We start from the raw sequence: 17,127 nt of genomic DNA on the forward strand, positions 1-17,127 counted from the left end.
ATAAAAGCACACTATCTAAGCGCTAATATAATTAATCGATTTAAGATCATCACTATGTCTAAAATAACTAGCTCTACCCTGCTCAAATTTAAGCAGGAAGGTAAAAAGTTCACTGCACTCACAGCTTATGACGCAAGCTTTGCCAGCGCCTTCGATAGTGAAGGAATTGATGTACTGCTCGTTGGCGACTCTATGGGGATGGTGCTTCAAGGACATGATGATACGCTACCGGTAACGGTCGAAGATATTGCCTACCATACACGTTGTGTACGTCGCGGTATCGAGCGCTCCCTGCTTATCGCCGATATGCCTTTTATGAGCTACGCCACAAGCGAGCAAGCGATGACCAATGCCACCGTATTGATGCAAGCTGGCGCCAATATGGTCAAGCTTGAAGGCGGTCACTGGTTACTCGAAACCATCAGTAAACTCACCGAACGTGGCATTCCCGTCTGTGCCCACTTGGGGCTGACGCCACAATCGGTTCACGTTTTCGGTGGGTTTAAAGTTCAGGGACGCGACTCAGATAATGCCCAACGTATCCTCGATGAGGCCAAGGCCATCGAAGCTGCTGGCGCTCAACTGCTCGTTGTCGAATGTATCCCGGCACCTCTCGCCAAGACAATCAGTGAAGCATTGACGATTCCGGTAATTGGCATCGGAGCCGGCGCAGACACCGATGGTCAGATATTAGTGATGCACGACGTGCTGGGGATCTCCAGCGGCTACATTCCTCGTTTCTCAAAGAATTACCTGAAGCAAACTGGTGAGATCCGCGAGGCTATCCGGGCTTATATCGACGAAGTTGCACAAGGTATCTTCCCTGGCAGCGACCACACTTTTAACTAATCTCACGCTTACTCAGCCGCTTGTGAGCCCTAAGATTCACTAGCGGTTTGACTTGAGCGCATATGCGCTCTGATGAGTCGCAAGCATGTTAAGCAAAACAAAATAGTGCAGAGTTACTATGATCACCACTCAAGAAATCAGTCAGATCCGTCAGCAAGTTCGTGCATGGCATGCAAAAGGCGAAACCGTCGCATTTGTTCCCACTATGGGCAATCTGCATCTGGGTCACATCACACTCATTAAAGAAGCCGTCAAACGTGCCGATCACGTTGTCGCTTCAATCTTCGTCAATCCGATGCAGTTTGGTCAGAACGAAGATCTCGATGCTTACCCGAGAACATTAACGGTCGATCAGCAAGCCTTAACCGAAGCAGGAGCTGAGCTACTCTTCACTCCTACACCGGAGATAATCTATCCCAAAGGGATGGAGCAGCAGAGCTTTGTCGAGGTGCCCAACATCGGCGAGCAACTGTGTGGTGCGAGCCGTCCGGGACATTTTCGTGGCGTCGCCACAGTGGTCTGTAAGCTGTTTAATATCGTCCAGCCCGATATTGCCCTCTTCGGTCGTAAAGATTTCCAACAACTGCTGGTGATCGAGACCATGGTGGCAGATCTCTCTATGCCTATTGAGATAATTGGCGTCGACACCATACGTGAAGCCTCAGGCTTAGCCATGAGTTCGCGTAATGGCTACCTCAGCCAGGACCAAAAAGATAAGGCGGCGACGCTTAAGCAAACCATGGACACCATGTCTGTAGCAATACAGCAAGGCGAGTCGATTGCCAATGCGATTCAAAGCGGCAATAGCCAACTGTGTGAGGCAGGATTCAAACCTGATTACCTCGAGATACGCAGTACATCTGACCTGTCACCGGCATCCGGCGAAGATTCTTCACTAGTCATACTCGCTGCGGCCTACATGGGCGATACTCGCCTAATAGATAACCTCTGCTTCACTCGCTAAATAATTACTGCACTATCGAGGGCACGTTTCGTGCCCTGCTTAGCCCTGCATTTCCTGATAGCTATTTCTCTCACGATTTTCTTATTAATCCGGCTAAGCATAGACGCAACTCATCCTCAAAACACTGGTTTTATCAAGCAAGTTACGCCATAGTAGTATGCATAAAAGTAATCATAAATAAGGCTGAATGGATGTTCGAATAATACTCAGGTATTTTTCGATATACAGCCGGAAAACATGACACTCACCCTATGAGTGAGTCGAAAGCTGAACAGAGGATGTGTAGCCTGATGGCAAGAGTGATACCCATTATTTTTATCGGTCTGACTTTTTCAGGCCTGCTATTACCCGGCACTGCAGTGGCTGGTAGCATTTTTAAATGTATTAAGGATGACAAGGTCGTCTTTAGCCAAACCACCTGTCCGAAAGAGTTCAGTCAGCACCAGATCGAATATGATCTGGGGATCACCACAGAGATCGATTCAGATAAACCCCAAAGTTTTATCGATCCTCTATCTGCACTGCTCGATATGAAAACTATCTCGAAAGAGAAGCTGATGCAGCTGATCAACGGAGAGATGTACCGTTTAAAGCAGGAAAACAGCTATTTCGATATATTGAGAGCCAGCGAGATTCAGAAGATTGAGCGAAAGCGTTACTGGCAGAAACATGAAAAAGATGACCCCGAGTACCTTAAAGAGTTAAAGGAGATGCACCTCTATTTCAATGAGCTTATCTCGAATAACCAGAAGAGCATAGATCTCCTGCAAGAGCGCAAGGCGCTGATAGAAGCCGAAGTGGAGCCGCAATAAACAGTTGCGGGCTGCGAGCCACGAGCAATCAGCCACGGCATGCTTTTCGCGACTCGAGACTTTCTTAGCTCTGTCTTTAACTCGTGGCTTTCCCTTACTCAAAAACAGAAGCATTCAACATTTCGATGAAAAAACTCACTTATCTCACTCTTTTTATTACAGGCTTACTCCTGGGCTCCCTCCTATCCTATTTCACGCTGCAAAAGATCATCGCCAGTCGAGGCGGCATGGGGATGCACGGTTTTGTCGATACTGCACATGCAGTACTTAATATGCCAGAAGTGATGGATCTGCTCGTTTGTAGCAAACTCGCCATGAGTAATGGCCATAAAATCGATAACATGCGCCTCAACCTCACGTTAAATGAGCAACTTAAACCTATGGATAATGGCGAGATGCGTGCCTTATTCGTGTTGATTTACGTGAAGGGGTACGCCTTCGGAATCGCCGACGCTATTGCAGATAAAGCCACCGCCTTCGAGCAATATAGCTGCAACAGTCAATATCCTTGGCTGCTCAAAGAAAGTAAGAAAAACAAGTAATAAGAAGACGATATGAACCATGACGAGAACAGGCATATTCAGTGGCCAGCAATACTCATTCAAGAAGAACAAGCCGAGCTCGTCTATCTTGCATCGGAGCAAGAGTGGCGACTTGAGGAACAGAACCACATAGAGGAAATGAGTCGTCTTTTAGACGCATCGGGCGTCACCTATAATCTCTCCTTGGCGCAGCGTGCTCAATTGAAGCCAGACACGCGACTAAGCTGGCAAGTATCGGATGAACCTCTGTGTTTACCTCAGGTATTGGCTTTGGTCAGAGTGCATGCCAGTGTGTCAGGTCACTGCTGCACCGCCAAGCTGGGGGCTGAAACTATGGAGCAGGTTTTTGAGATAATGAAATATATAGAAGAAAACTAAAGGTTCGGGATCCAGAAAAAGGAGCCAGATATGACTCCCACCGAAACTCTAATCTTCTAACCTTCTAGCTACGTAAACCTATGCCACGGCTGATCAGATAATACGCCAGACTCCACAAGCCGACACAGAAGCCCACCATAACGGCAATCGAAAACGGCACACTGATATCGGCGTAGCCTAAGAAGCCGTAACGAAACACATTAATCATGTAAACCACGGGGTTCAGTGCCGACACACCTTGCCAGAAATCGGGTAACAGGGATAGGGAGTAGAACACACCACCGAGATAGGTGAGCGGCGTTAACACAAAGGTTGGCACAATACTGATATCATCATAACTCTTTGCAAATATAGCATTGATTAAGCCACCCAGCGCGAACAGAATCGAGGTAAGCAGCACTGTTATCGCCACTAAGCCCGCGTGATGCAAAGAGATATCGACGAAGAACATAGCGACTCCGGTCACTATGCTACCCACGCACAGCCCCCGCGCAACACCTCCACCCACATAACCGGCAATAATCACATAATGAGGCACCGGGGCAACAATCAACTCTTCGAGGTTACGCTGAAACTTGGCGCTGAAAAATGATGAAGCCACATTAGAGTAAGAGGCTGTGATCACCGCCATCATAATCAAGCCCGGCGCGATAAACTCCATATAGGTGACACCACCCATCTCACCGATCCGCTTACCGACCAGGTTACCGAATATCAGGAAGTAGAGCGTCATACTGATGGCCGGAGGTACCAGAGTCTGTATCCAGATCCGAGTGAAACGATTAACCTCTTTGGTTAAAATACTCTTAAATGCCGTGGCATAAAGCGCTCTCATATTCATAATGCCACTCCTTTATCCTGAGGTTGCTGATGCTTACCTTTCTCTACCAGCTCCACAAACAGCTCCTCTAAACGGTTGGCCTTATTGCGCATCGACAACACCTCGAGCCCTTGCTCGCTGAGTTGAGTAAATACCGCATTAAGACTCTGATCTTTCTCTACATCGACCTCTAAGGTATGAGCATCGCTTAAACGGCAGATGAACCCCTTAAGCATTGGCGTCTCTGTGAGATCCGTGCTCAGGTCGAGCACAAAGGTTTCAAGATTTAAACGGCTCAGTAACGACTTCATACTGGTGCACTCAACCAAGATACCTTTATCGATAATACCGATATTACGGCAAAGCATCTCAGCCTCTTCCAGATAGTGAGTCGTCAGAATAATCGTCACTCCTTCGGCATTAAGCTCCGTCAGGAAGGTCCACATCGAACGTCTGAGCTCAATGTCGACACCCGCCGTCGGTTCATCGAGAATAAGCAGCTTTGGCTCATGCATCAGCGCTCTGGCAATCATTAAACGACGCTTCATGCCACCGGACAGTGTCCGTGAGGGACTGTTACGCTTTTCCCAAAGATCCAATTGGGTCAAATACTTCTCGGCGCGCTCGAGGGCGACAGCCTTGGTCACACCGTAATAACCCGCCTGATTGACCACTATCTGCAGAACAGTTTCAAACTGGTTGAAGTTAAACTCCTGTGGCACCAAACCGATACAGAGCTTAGCCAACTCCAGCTCACTGTCGATATCGTGCTCAAACACAGACACCTTACCTTCACTCTTCTGCACCAGCGAGCTAATCACACCTATGGTCGTCGACTTACCCGCACCATTAGGGCCGAGTAGCGCAAAAAAATCGCCCTTTTTAACCTTAAGGCTAATTCCTTTTACCGCTTCGACTCCACCTTTATAGGTTTTCTTCAGCGAGTCGATAACTAATGCGTTCTCTGTATTTAACATTTTTCTTCCAGTGCAGTAAACCGATATCTGTATAACGAAAAACTCCCGCCAGTTGCGGGAGTTAATGATAAAGCGAGCGAGCTTATTCTTGCGGGATAACCTTCGCAATGTAAGGCAGGTTTCGATACTGCTCGGCGTAATCGATACCGTAACCTACGATAAACTCATCCGGGATGGTAAAGCCGATAAAATCGACTGGCACATCAATTTCACGACGCTCAGGCTTATCGAGCAAGGTACATAGCGCCAGACTCTTAGGCTCACGGAGTAAAAGCATCTCACGGATCTTATTGAGGGTGTTACCCGAGTCGATTAGGTCTTCGACGATAAGCACGTCGCGTCCCTGGATATCCGATTGCACGTCTTTAAGAATTTTAACTTCACGTGTACTGGTCATCGCATTGCCGTAACTGGATACCGACATGAAATCGATCTCAACATGGCCTTTAATACGGCGACAAAGATCAGCCATAAACACAACTGAGCCTTTCAACAAACCCACCATTAACAGGCGCTCGCTGTTAGCATAATGAGCATTGATCTGCTCGGCTAACAGATCCAGTTTCTCGTCTATCTCTTGGGTAGAGATCATCTCTTCGATGGTGTGTTTCATAGTACTCTCAACATAGTCTTAATTGTCGCTGTCACTGGCACTATGCTTATCATAGCCCCAGCGATTCGTTAATTCGTGTTCAACGCCCAAATGGTCAAGTATCCGGGCGACCATGAAGTTTACCAGATCTTGTATCGATTTGGGATCATGATAAAAGCCCGGAGCCGCAGGCATAATGGTCGCACCCAGACGAGAGAGCGACAACATATGCTCTAAATGTATAGAACTAAAGGGGGTTTCTCTGGGAACCAAGATCAATTGACCGCGCTCTTTTATGACCACATCGGCGGCACGTTCGAGCAAACTATTGCTCATTCCGGTTGCCACGGCCGCTAACGTTCCCGTACTACAGGGACAGATCACCATCTGCTTAGGTGCAGCCGATCCTGAGGCCGGAGGGGAGAACCACTCCTCCTTGCCCAGAACATGCAGCATTCCGGTGGTTTCGACGCCCTGTTCACTAAATAGCTCGAGCAGTTGGTCTCTTGCCTTGTCACTGTTAGCACTCAACTGCAAGCCATGCTCGGTAGCCATCACTATTCTGGCGGCAGAGGAGATCATCAGGAACACCTGATAATCGGCAGCAAGCAGACACTCCAGCAGCTTAAGGCCGTAAGGTGCCCCCGAGGCGCCGGTCCAGGCCAGACTGATAGATTTAGTTTTTCTTGGGTAACTCATTTAAAAATCTCAATTTACAAGAACCTAGATACTAGGTACTTAATTTAGCTAACAGCTTCTGATGCAAGCCACCGAAGCCGCCATTGCTCATCACTATGATGGTGTCACCGGACTTTGCCTTACTGGCCACTGCATCGATTATCTCATCTATTTGGTATAGCACAGTGACGGGCAGTTGGGCTTTATCCATCGCCGCCTGTACATCCCAACCGATATTATCCGCCTGATAGAGATAGGCCTCATCGGCAAGCTCCATCGAACCGGCTAAGGTATCCTTGTGCACACCACTTTTCATGGTATTCGAGCGTGGCTCTAGGATAATGGTGATCTTACCCTCACCGACCTTAGCGCGAGTCCCCTGCAGGGTCGTCGCAATCGCCGTGGGATGGTGGGCAAAATCGTCATAGACTTCAATGCCGTTCACCGTACCGATAAGCTCCATACGGCGCTTAGGTGGCAAAAACTTGGTGAGCGCTTCGATAGCCGCTTCAGGCTGTACGCCCACATGACGAGCCGCGGCAATCGCCATGGTAGCATTCTCGACATTGTGCTGGCCGATCAGACTCCAATCCAAGATGCCCAGGGAATCGCCATTAAAAAACAGCTCAAACTTATGGCCATCATCGGCAATAAGTTGAGTCGACCAACCTTGAGCTGGCGCTTGTTGCTCTATCGCTTTAGGCCCACGACTCTGACTCTTAGTATAGGTCTCCTGCTCGCTCCAGCAGCCCATCTCTATCACCTGCTGTACCGCCACACTGTCCTTCGGCCAGATAACTTTCCCCTGACCGGGTACGGTGCGTATCACGTGGTTAAACTGGCGTTGAATCGCTTTTAAGTCGTCGAAGATGTCGGCATGATCGAACTCCAGGTTATTGATCACCAGGGTACGTGGCTGATAGTGAACGAACTTGGAACGCTTATCGAAGAAGGCGCTATCATACTCATCGGCTTCTACCACAAAAAATGGCGAGTTACCCAGACGTGCAGATACACCGAAATTTTGCGGCACGCCACCGATCAAGAAGCCCGGCTCATAGCCACACTCTTCTAAAATCCATGCCAGCATGCTCGAGGTCGACGTCTTACCATGGGTTCCCGATACCGCCAGCACCCAGCGATTAGGTAGAATATGCTCAGCCAGAAACTGTGGCCCTGAGGTGTATTTAAGGCCGCGATTCAATACCGCCTCGACGCATGGGTTACCACGGCTCATCGCGTTGCCGACAACCACCAGATCCGGCGCATCATCTTCGTTTTTCCCGAGCTGACTCGGGTCGAAGCCCTGAATAAGCTCGATGCCCTGCTCTTCGAGCTGAGTGCTCATTGGCGGATAGACGTTGGCATCGCTGCCGGTAACCTTGTGGCCTTCGGCTCTGGCTAGCAGTGCTAGACCACCCATAAAGGTGCCGCAGATGCCTAAGATGTGTACATGCATGAGGTTGGCTCTGATGAGGAATAATCTGAGGGGTATTCTATCGCTTGGGGAGGCCATTGTCAGTTAACAATGGTTTAAATAACTTCTGTTTTAACTTTTAACTTTTGTGGTGTTTATTTGGGGGGAAAGAGATGTAGACCATAGCTACTATGGTATTTATTACCTGCGGTACGCTTACAATTGGTTTTCCAAACTTCGTTTGGATTAAAGTCGTGGAATTCCATTCCACACCAGGGCAAGGAGGACTGCCCGTCCTTATCCTCCATGACGCCCCAACGAAGTTACATGCAGTTGATTACGAGCCTCATGCTTACGGATAAATAGCTATCACTTCCGATGGTACATCCTGTACCCCGAAAGTTAGCCAGACATCCATGTCTGGACTCACGCTATTGATTCCAACGAACTTCGGCAACTTCAATGGGGACTCTTGTAAACCGAGACCGCATTTTTCATTTATAGCCTCAGTAGTACTAAACAACCTCACTACTAATAAAAATAGTATTAGACTCAGTATCTGAGGCCTCACACAAAAAGATAAACAGAATAATGAGATAGGAAAAAGTATGAGGCACATTCATGGCATTTGGTGTTAGGAGAAATGAAGCTACCAATTATCCATATTGATTGGTCTAACTTAGATGACCGTAAGCAGCATGATCTTATTCATGAATCATTTGCAGTTCATGGCTTTGCCATATTCGCCTTGTGAGGCCATAAGCACCCGATTATTTAGCCTATACGAATATTTTTGTGAGTGATCTACTTCACGGTTTGTTTTGTGAACTTACATGATAATCTCTAGTTATTAGCGTACGCCAATAACTAATAACTTTTTTGACTAACAAGAGCGGAGACGATCCATTATGCCCAGACCCAGAAAGTGTCGTCGTCTATCGGCCTGTGTGCCCTGTAGCATGTTTAAGCCCAATGGGATCCCTTCGGTCGAGTTAACCAAGATCCAACTGGAAGCCGATGAGTTTGAGGCGCTGAATTTAGGCGATGTAGAGAAGATGAGTCAGCTCGATGCCGCGGCCAAGATGGGCATATCCAGACAGACATTCGGCAACCTGTTGGCCAGCGCACGTAAGAAAGTCGCTACCGCTATCACCCGCGGACATGCACTGGTGCTGCCTCAAGAAAGCCAAGAGAGCTAAGTCGATACCAAACTAATATAGGACCTTAATAGGCAAGTATTAAGGTCTCACAAGGAATGATTATGATTATTGCAATGCCAATGAGTCGTGACCGACTCGCGAGCCACTTTACCAAAGCCCAACAGATCGGTTTCTTCAACGAACAGCATCAGTTAATCGGCAGCTTCGCCAACCCGGCCTTACAGGCCGAAGGTTGCAGCGCCAAGAAGGCGATGTTGGAGCTAATCATCAATAACAAGACCAACATCATCATAGTGCAGCACATCGGCGAGCGTATGCTCGTCAAGCTACTCGATGCGGGGATCAGCGTCAGCAAAGGCGATAGCTCTCTTTGCGTCGAAGAGCTATTGCAAACTACACGAAATCTGAATCTGCGTCTTCTCGATGCCTCACAGGGCAGAGCCTCACTCAATCATGAGAAGAAAGGCGGCTGTTGTGGCGGCCAGTCAGGAGATGGCAAGTCGGGTGGATGTGGTTGCGGCTCTCACTCACATAGCGATGACTCTGATGCTCACGGCAGTACAGGAAAAAAGGCCGGTGGATGCTGTGGTGGCCATGCAGGTCATGAACATGGAAAGTCTGGTGGGTGTGGCTGTGGCGGTAAAACCAAGAGCCGGGATGAATCGGTCATGAGCCAGATGGGTCGAGGTGACCAGGCTAACGCTTCACAGGAGAATGCAAGCTACGCAGGTTTTAGAAAAATGTAGTGTTGCCTGATAACAGTTGAAATATCTTGTATTTCAACTGTTCCCACTTTCAGCAGTTAGAAGGTAATTAACATCTTCAGATTCAGGTTCTATCTAACAGTAGATGCAGCAGATACTTCCGGCAGCCGCCTTGCGTGGGCATGAGGACCTGTAATCTATGGTACTCAAAACTCCAAATCACGCTTCATCATCGAAAAGCTACGCTTTAAAACGAGTGAAACACTAAAGTGCCCTCTCGGGAAACGCAGCCTTTATCTCCAATATCTCAGGCAGATGTTCAATAAACAGATTAACGAGCTTAGGATCGAAGTGGCTTCCGGATTGATCTTTTAGGTATTGAACCGAATCTTCGATTGTCCATGCATGTTTATAAGGTCTCTCGGTAGTTAACGCGTCGAATACATCAACGAGTCCGACTATTTGTCCTTCTATCGGAATGGAGTGGCCTTTAAGGCCCTTAGCATAACCAGAACCGTCCCATTTCTCGTGATGATATACTGCAATAGATTTAGCCATTTGAATCATCATCGATGGGTGGTCATCAAACAAGTCATTCGCTTTTTCAACGTGCTGTTTCATGACTAAATGTTCTGATTCGCTAAGCTTACCCGGTTTAAATAAGATCTCATCAGGGATCATTATTTTCCCCATATCATGCATGGGTGCGGCTTTTTCTATCATATACGACACCTGCTCTGTTAACCCAAGCTTTCGAGCCAGCACTCCTGAATATTTCCCCACTCTAAGAATATGTTGCCCGGTATTTTCATCATGCATTTCGGCAACCATAGCCAACTTATTAATCAGACATTCGGTCGCCTGCTCAAGCTCGAAGGTACGCAATTTCACACGTTTCTCAAGCTCATAATTGAGCCTGGACTGTAGCTTAAAAGCGTTCATGATATTAAGCTGATTGATAACCCGAAGTTTAAGCTCATACTCATTAAATGGTTTACAGATGAAATCATTTGCACCCAATTTCAATGCCTTAATTTGAGACTTTTGATCGCTCAAACCACTGACAACGATAACGGGTAATTTCTCGGGACTGTAAAGTATTCTGATTTTTTCGAGAATTTCATAACCGGTAAAATAGGGCATTTCCAGATCTAAAATAAGCAGGGTTACTTGACTATCCAATTCATTCATCACCTTACGCGGATCGGTGATTTTAGTGACATTCAACTCCATATCAATAGATTTTAAGATTTCAGCTATGATCAAAACATTAGTAACCGAATCATCACAGATAACGACATTTATCGTTCCTGGCTCCTGAGTATGTAGATTCATCAAACGTCCCTATTGCGGCTTGGTCATGCTCTTCAGCACACCAACACATACATGTCCTATGATTAACACTAGTTCTTTTTTGGGGCATCACAAATTTATAAGTGCATTAACTCACGTACCTACAATGAGATAGAAGCTATGTAATTTAAGAAAAAGTTGTGAATACAGAAAGAGTTAAATTGAATATCCTTTATAAACCGAATAAATTTTTGAGAGGAAATCTAACCCGAGGTGAGCTTGAAATCTCACCTCGGGCTGTAACGCAATGGTACTCTAAAGTGAGTTGAACTTAGCGGTAAAGTGTCTCAATACCGGCGGCTCGTAATCGAAGGTTAATCCCTTAAGCGACGCCGCCTGCTCTTTGATGGTGATGAGAGCATCGGCAACGTAATCCATATGATCATTGGTATAAACCCTTCGTGGAATCGTGAGTCGCATCAGCTCCATAGGCGACACCTTCTGCTCTGAGGTTTCGGGATCGCGTCCAAGCAACAATGAACCTATCTCTACCGCCCGAATACCTGCCTCGAGATAGAGGGCATTACACAAAGATTGTGCAGGAAACTGATGGGCTGGAATATGGGGCAACATCTTAGCCGCATCGACAAACACCGCATGCCCTCCCGTGGGATATTGGATGGGGATCCCCGCCTCGCGAAGACGTTCCCCAAGATAGGCAACCTGACTGACTCGATAGTGAAGAAAATCTTCATCGGCGCCTTCATGCATGCCTCTGGCCAGCGCCTCCATATCACGACCCGCCATGCCGCCATAGGTGACAAACCCTTCCATGGGCACGCATCGTGTCTGCACGGCTCTGAATAACTCTTCATGATCGCGCACACAGCAGAGCCCGCCTATGTTGACCATAGGATCTTTCTTCGCCGACAGGGTAAGCATATCGCCATACTGGAACATCTCACGGATGATCTCCAACATGGAGCTATCTTCATATCCTGCCTCACGCTGCTTGATGAAATAGGCATTTTCACAATATCGGGCTGAGTCGATAACGACAGGAATGTCATGTTTCTGAGCGATCTCATAGACGGCACGCATGTTCGCCATAGAGACAGGTTGCCCGCCGGAGCTATTACAGGTCACAGTTGTTATGATGGCGGCGATATTGTTGGCACCATAGGTGGCTATGGTGTCGCGAAGCTTATCGAGATCGAAGTCCCCCTTCCAGTCGTAGTAACTCTCGGTATCGAACGCCTTTTCGGTCACGACATTGAGCGCCTTACCGCCGTTCATCTCGATATGACCCGCCGTGGTATCGAAATGATAATTAGAGATAAATATCGGCTCGGTACCACCGCGTACCTGTTTCATCCGCTCTATCAGGCAGGGAAACAGTATCTGCTCGGCGCCGCGCCCCTGATGAACCGGCACGGTGAGTTTATAACCAAAGAAGTGTTCTACAGATTCACACAGGTTGAAATAGTTACGACTACCCGCATAGGACTCATCGCCCATCATGAGTCCCGCCCACTGCACATCACTCATCGCGCCGGTGCCGGAGTCGGTGAGCAGATCGATATAGACATCTTCGCTGCGAAGCAGGAAGGGGTTGAGACCTGCTTGGGTCAGGGCTTGCTCTCTGTCTTCAAGGTTAGTCATTCGAATTGACTCAACCATCTTGATACGAAAAGGTTCTGGAATACGTTTCATTGTTTAATCCCTTGTAGCATTTATACCAATTGGTATTAGTGCACCTACCGAGTCGATTAAATACCGCAACAATGTCAGCAAAATTGCGTGGCAGAGTTCGGCTAAGTAGCACGTTATTATTAACTGACTTAATTTAATTAGTTGAATTAGCTTAATTAGCTTAAGTGCGGGCTGATATGCAGCCAGCATCGGGCAGGACTAAACGTTGGGGAAATCGTAGGCGAGTTGAATATCGCAGTTGTACCAATGGAACAACACAGGCGTGTTGTTGGCGAGCAGTTTCAGCATCGGCGTCATCCTCCTTTGGCAAGTCGTTTATCTAAGACTAACCTTGAGTTGAGGTTAAAACAAGCTACTCTTGATGCGGGGTAAAATAGGTTCCCAGATAGCGTCTACCATAAAGCAAAATAAGCCCTAAGACTGGAAGTGCCATGGTATATTGCCCCCCGATAAAAAGGACATCGATAAAAATCAGTATCGACAGGAATATAACCTTCTCATCAAATTCTGACTTGATGTTTTCGCCGGTAAATGCCAATGAAACTATGGTGACACCCAATAGAAAAACAGCAGCGTTGAGTATACCCGCGACTCTCGTTTTTTCTAGCTCAACACTGTTTATCTGGGATTTTTGTGTGACACCAACATTATCGGCTCTGCGATTTAAACTCCCATATTCATTACTTCTATAAGCATTATTACGGTTAATTCCGCTTTTACTCTCCTTATCACTTCTCTCACGACTATCCCTTCCGACTGAGTGCAGATGATTAATCTTGGCTCTGTTGTAGATAGTCGCGGGTGACACTCTGAGATCGCCAAACTCTGACGCGTTATAGGCCAAGTCGGTGCCATACTGATGGGCTTGGGTTGCGAAAGAGACATCATCAAGTTTGGCACTATAAATACTGACGAAGATGTAGCAAAAGACAATAGCTAAGCCTAAAAGCAGATTTCTTTTTATAGAATACATACCGACCTCACCTTAGTTTTCGTTGTTTCAGGCACTCTCATCTGAAGCGAACGGCCTGCCAGATACCCGCTCAGTTTCTGGTTTAGGCTCGACCAAAAACACAAAAAAACAACCTATAAATAACACTTTGATATCTTACGGCGTAAAAGACAATCTATATTGACTATAGGTAACAATTTGATGCACCGGGAGGGGAGTCCCTAAAAAAAGGAAAAATAAAATATAAAGGAAAAATAAAACCCTTTCTTAAGTTGCCTGCGTTTATAACTTCAGAAATCACTTTTACCTTTCGCTTTTGGAGTTCCAAATAATGAAAAAATCACTATTAGCAGCAATCATATCCGGCAGCCTTATTCTGGCTGCGCCACAGCTTGAAGCCAGTGAACTCAATTTCCCTCACCTTGAGACGATAGGCGTCAGTGAGCTGGCCGTAGAAGCCGACATGGCCGAACTCAATGTCGAAGTCGTTATTAGAGATAAAACCGCCAAAGGCGCGAAAGATGGTTCAGATAAGGCCGTCGCTAAATTTATCGCGCGATTGAAAAAAGCGGGCATAGAGCGTTCGCTTATCCAGAGTGCAAATCTGAATCTACAGCCGCAATACCACTATGAGAAAGATAAGCCCGCCCAATTGACCGGTTACAGGGCCAGTCGTCGTCTAACCGTCACGATACAAGATTTATCCCGCCTCAACGCCATCTTAGACTCGGCATTAGAAGAGGGCATCAACCGGGTCAATAACATCGCACTCAAATCCAGTAAGGAAGATGAGTATGTGGCTAAGGCCAGACTCGCAGCCATCAAAGATGCTCAACAAAAAGCGCAACTACTGGCCGAAGGATTTGGTGAACAGATCGAGGGGGTTTGGGAGATCCGCTACTTCGAGCAACATCCGGTTCAACCTGTCATGCTACGTATGAATGCCAAAGGCGCGAGTTACGATGTAGCCGAGAGTTATCAGCAGGGGGAAGTGACGATTAGAGACCGAATAGAGGTGGTCTACCGGTTAAAATAACAGTTGGCTATTTTTAAAAACAGGAGCCGATGATAGCTTGAAATAAGAGTGTTCAGTCGGCTCTCTGTACCTCTAATTAGAGTGTAAAAAAGCCAATACTATCTCGAATACTATTGGCTTAAGAGATTAGCTAAGTTAACTGGCTCTGCTTCTTACTTTCATGCATCTTAAATTCGACGGCTTCGATCAGTTTCTCTGCATCGACCTCAGAGATCATCCCCTCATGAGATAGCTCCTGTATCATCTTTCGCTCTGTATTTAACAAGATACGCAATGCCAGATATGACTCGACCCGCTCGACCAGATGCGGTGATTTTTGCCTGAAATCATTCAAGGTATTCTTTGCAAATAGATTCACTTGCACTATCTGCTTCATAGCTTGCTCAAGCTGCGCAGGCTCCAGTGATAAACTCGGCGCCAGCGCTTGTATATACTGGCTCGCCTCGAATAACCCCCTGGCACTCTCAAAGATAATGATATGTTGTCTGTAGCTTACACCGCGAGCATAGGCGCCAATAAGGGGGAGCGAACCGCAGCGCAGGGACCACTGCGGAATTTTCCAATGTTTCTCTATCGAACTTCTGGGCCATATTTTAGGCGTACCATCGAGCGCTTTCTCTATGGCCTCGACCAGAATATGGGTTGCATCCTGACTGAGTAATCCCTTGGCAAACTGATTCCAGTAAAACTGTCGCTCCGATTCCAATAGCTTACGTAAAAACTCAACCTCAGTATCTAAACTCTGTTCATCTGTAAAAGGCTCACTGACCGTCACTATGTTGCCATCTACCAGGGGCCAGTTAACGGCTTTCAGATGTTCGTCGGCATGTAATCGCTCTCTGACCATGATAATTTCATCGGAGATCTTGTGCTGTACCTTGGCAAACGCCTGCTGCTTGGCCTTAGGGAGCCTATCTAAGCCTAACTTTGCCATCACGAAGCGCATGGATGATCCATTCACTATGATAGTTAATACCACGATGCCTGCACTCAGAAACAGGATTTGATCCCGCAGCTGAATATCCAGGGACTCGTTGGTGGCAACGATTAGAGCCAGGGCCAATGAAACGGCGCCACGCAGCCCGCCCCATATCAATACAATTGACTTCTCCTTCGTTAAACCTATCCCGATCCTGGCAAGAACAGGCATCAGGCCGATAATGACGACGGCACGGATCACTAAGATCCCGACAAAGATGACCGCAAGATATTGCCAATTTGCGAGATCGGCGATACCCAAGCGGGTAGAGACGACTAATCCAACCAGAAGAAAAATCAGGGTATTGAAGAGAAAAGAGAGTGTATGCCAAAAATGGTGCAGATGCTCCATCACCTCGGGAGAAAAGCGTGTTCGACCCGGGCCTGCATATATCAGGGCTAAGGTGACAACACTCACGACACCAGAGGCATGAAAAAGATGCTCTGACAGATAAAAAACCAGATAGGGCAACACCAATGTCAGCGCGATCTCAATCAAGCTATCGTTGAATATAGAGCCAATAAACTTAAGGCTTATCGCCGCGACCGCAGCCCCGATAAGCACACCGATTGAAACGACACGGAAGAACTCAACAATCACCTCCAGCGTATTAAATTCAGGTTTGACCTGAGTCGCCAGGGAGAGAAACAGCGTAAACATCACGATCGCCGTACCGTCATTGAGCAGCGACTCACCCTCGATTAATGTCTGCAACCTAACCCGCGAGCACATCTCCTTGAGCAGAGACACCACGGCAACGGGATCGGTCGCGCTCACTATCGCGCCAAACATCAAGGCCGTACCGAGAGACCAATTCCATGGCAACACCGTCAGGCTCAAGATGGCCGTAAATAGAGTACAGATCACCAAACCGGGGATAGCCAATACCGCAATTTGTGAGAACATACGTTTAAATAGATGCACCTCGAGAGAGAAGGCTGACTCAAACACCAATGCAGGCAGGAAGATAAACATGATGAGGTTGGCATCTAACTGGCTGGCTAAAACAAACGCCGAATTGAGTTCATTCAAGACTGGAATATGCGAGTCAACATTCAGACTAGTACCAATTAACATGCCGAGCAACAACAGGGCCACCGAGTATGGGATCGCAGTATTTTTCAGTAACCTGCGCAGTATTATTCCCAATAAAATCGCTATCACAAAAAAGACCAACAGCAGCAAGGTCGTTTGCATATGCATGACGCCACCTATCAAATTGCCTGACAAAAATTGTCGAATCCCTCTCTATTAAAAGTAG

Annotated in this window: 17 protein-coding genes; 8 read left to right on the forward strand and 9 right to left on the reverse strand. The window is 47.2% G+C overall.

Annotated elements, in window-relative coordinates; all coding sequences use genetic code 11:
- Positions 1-54 precede the first annotated feature (54 nt).
- From panB to EKG38_RS05640, 5 genes are all read left to right on the forward strand, one after another.
- Positions 55-849 carry a 3-methyl-2-oxobutanoate hydroxymethyltransferase gene (panB, locus tag EKG38_RS05620; protein ID WP_126519265.1) on the forward strand — a complete coding sequence of 265 codons (795 nt, stop codon included), beginning with the start codon at positions 55-57 and terminating at the stop codon, positions 847-849.
- A gap of 118 nt (positions 850-967) precedes the next feature.
- On the forward strand, positions 968-1,813 hold the full coding sequence (gene panC / locus EKG38_RS05625) for a pantoate--beta-alanine ligase (protein ID WP_126519266.1): 846 nt from the start codon (positions 968-970) through the stop codon (positions 1,811-1,813).
- 290 nt (positions 1,814-2,103) lie between these two features.
- On the forward strand, positions 2,104-2,625 hold the full coding sequence (locus tag EKG38_RS05630; protein ID WP_126519267.1) for a DUF4124 domain-containing protein: 522 nt from the start codon (positions 2,104-2,106) through the stop codon (positions 2,623-2,625).
- Positions 2,626-2,750: 125 nt separating this feature from the next.
- On the forward strand, positions 2,751-3,167 hold the full coding sequence (locus EKG38_RS05635) for a hypothetical protein (protein ID WP_126519268.1): 417 nt from the start codon (positions 2,751-2,753) through the stop codon (positions 3,165-3,167).
- A gap of 12 nt (positions 3,168-3,179) precedes the next feature.
- A complete protein-coding gene (locus tag EKG38_RS05640) occupies positions 3,180-3,545 on the forward strand; it encodes a DUF4144 family protein (RefSeq protein ID WP_126519269.1) in 366 nt (121 codons plus the stop codon).
- A 64-nt stretch (positions 3,546-3,609) separates the two neighbouring features.
- Here the strand turns inward: EKG38_RS05640 and EKG38_RS05645 are convergent, their stop codons facing one another.
- From EKG38_RS05645 to mpl, 5 genes are all read right to left on the reverse strand, one after another.
- On the reverse strand, positions 3,610-4,380 hold the full coding sequence (locus EKG38_RS05645) for an ABC transporter permease (protein ID WP_126519414.1): 771 nt from the start codon (positions 4,378-4,380) through the stop codon (positions 3,610-3,612).
- Between the two features lie 2 nt (positions 4,381-4,382).
- Positions 4,383-5,342, reverse strand: a complete 960-nt coding sequence (locus tag EKG38_RS05650; protein WP_126519270.1) for an ABC transporter ATP-binding protein — start codon at positions 5,340-5,342, stop codon at positions 4,383-4,385.
- A gap of 82 nt (positions 5,343-5,424) precedes the next feature.
- Entirely contained in the window at positions 5,425-5,955 is a 531-nt protein-coding gene (hpt, locus tag EKG38_RS05655; protein WP_126519271.1) for a hypoxanthine phosphoribosyltransferase, read from the reverse strand.
- Positions 5,956-5,973: 18 nt separating this feature from the next.
- On the reverse strand, positions 5,974-6,633 hold the full coding sequence (locus tag EKG38_RS05660) for a flavin prenyltransferase UbiX (protein ID WP_126519272.1): 660 nt from the start codon (positions 6,631-6,633) through the stop codon (positions 5,974-5,976).
- 31 nt (positions 6,634-6,664) lie between these two features.
- Positions 6,665-8,071, reverse strand: coding sequence for a UDP-N-acetylmuramate:L-alanyl-gamma-D-glutamyl-meso-diaminopimelate ligase (gene mpl / locus EKG38_RS05665; protein WP_126519273.1), 1,407 nt, complete (start codon positions 8,069-8,071; stop codon positions 6,665-6,667).
- Positions 8,072-8,937: 866 nt separating this feature from the next.
- On the opposite strand from mpl, the gene EKG38_RS05670 reads away from it, so the two are divergent.
- Both EKG38_RS05670 and EKG38_RS05675 read left to right on the forward strand, forming a co-directional pair.
- Positions 8,938-9,228: a DUF134 domain-containing protein gene (locus tag EKG38_RS05670; protein ID WP_126519274.1), complete on the forward strand. Its 291-nt coding sequence runs from the start codon at positions 8,938-8,940 to the stop codon at positions 9,226-9,228.
- A gap of 62 nt (positions 9,229-9,290) precedes the next feature.
- Entirely contained in the window at positions 9,291-9,935 is a 645-nt protein-coding gene (locus tag EKG38_RS05675; protein WP_126519275.1) for a NifB/NifX family molybdenum-iron cluster-binding protein, read from the forward strand.
- 222 nt (positions 9,936-10,157) lie between these two features.
- Here EKG38_RS05675 and EKG38_RS05680 read toward each other — a convergent pair whose 3' ends face one another.
- From EKG38_RS05680 to EKG38_RS05690, 3 genes are all read right to left on the reverse strand, one after another.
- Positions 10,158-11,228: an HD-GYP domain-containing protein gene (locus EKG38_RS05680; protein ID WP_126519276.1), complete on the reverse strand. Its 1,071-nt coding sequence runs from the start codon at positions 11,226-11,228 to the stop codon at positions 10,158-10,160.
- A 273-nt stretch (positions 11,229-11,501) separates the two neighbouring features.
- Complete coding sequence (locus EKG38_RS05685; protein ID WP_126519277.1) at positions 11,502-12,899, reverse strand: tryptophanase; 1,398 nt, start codon at positions 12,897-12,899, stop codon at positions 11,502-11,504.
- A 352-nt stretch (positions 12,900-13,251) separates the two neighbouring features.
- Positions 13,252-13,872, reverse strand: coding sequence for a hypothetical protein (locus EKG38_RS05690; RefSeq protein ID WP_126519278.1), 621 nt, complete (start codon positions 13,870-13,872; stop codon positions 13,252-13,254).
- A gap of 310 nt (positions 13,873-14,182) precedes the next feature.
- Here EKG38_RS05690 and EKG38_RS05695 point away from each other — a divergent pair, with 310 nt between their 5' ends.
- Positions 14,183-14,887, forward strand: a complete 705-nt coding sequence (locus tag EKG38_RS05695) for an oxidative stress defense protein (protein WP_126519279.1) — start codon at positions 14,183-14,185, stop codon at positions 14,885-14,887.
- A 130-nt stretch (positions 14,888-15,017) separates the two neighbouring features.
- Here the strand turns inward: EKG38_RS05695 and EKG38_RS05700 are convergent, their stop codons facing one another.
- The gene (locus EKG38_RS05700) at positions 15,018-17,069 is read right to left on the reverse strand and encodes a cation:proton antiporter (RefSeq protein WP_126519280.1); all 2,052 of its coding nucleotides are present in this window, start codon (positions 17,067-17,069) and stop codon (positions 15,018-15,020) included.
- Between the last annotated feature and the right edge of the window lie 58 nt (positions 17,070-17,127).

It is taken from the genome of Shewanella canadensis, assembly GCF_003966225.1.
In the GTDB taxonomy this organism is placed as follows: Bacteria; Pseudomonadota; Gammaproteobacteria; order Enterobacterales; family Shewanellaceae; genus Shewanella; species Shewanella canadensis.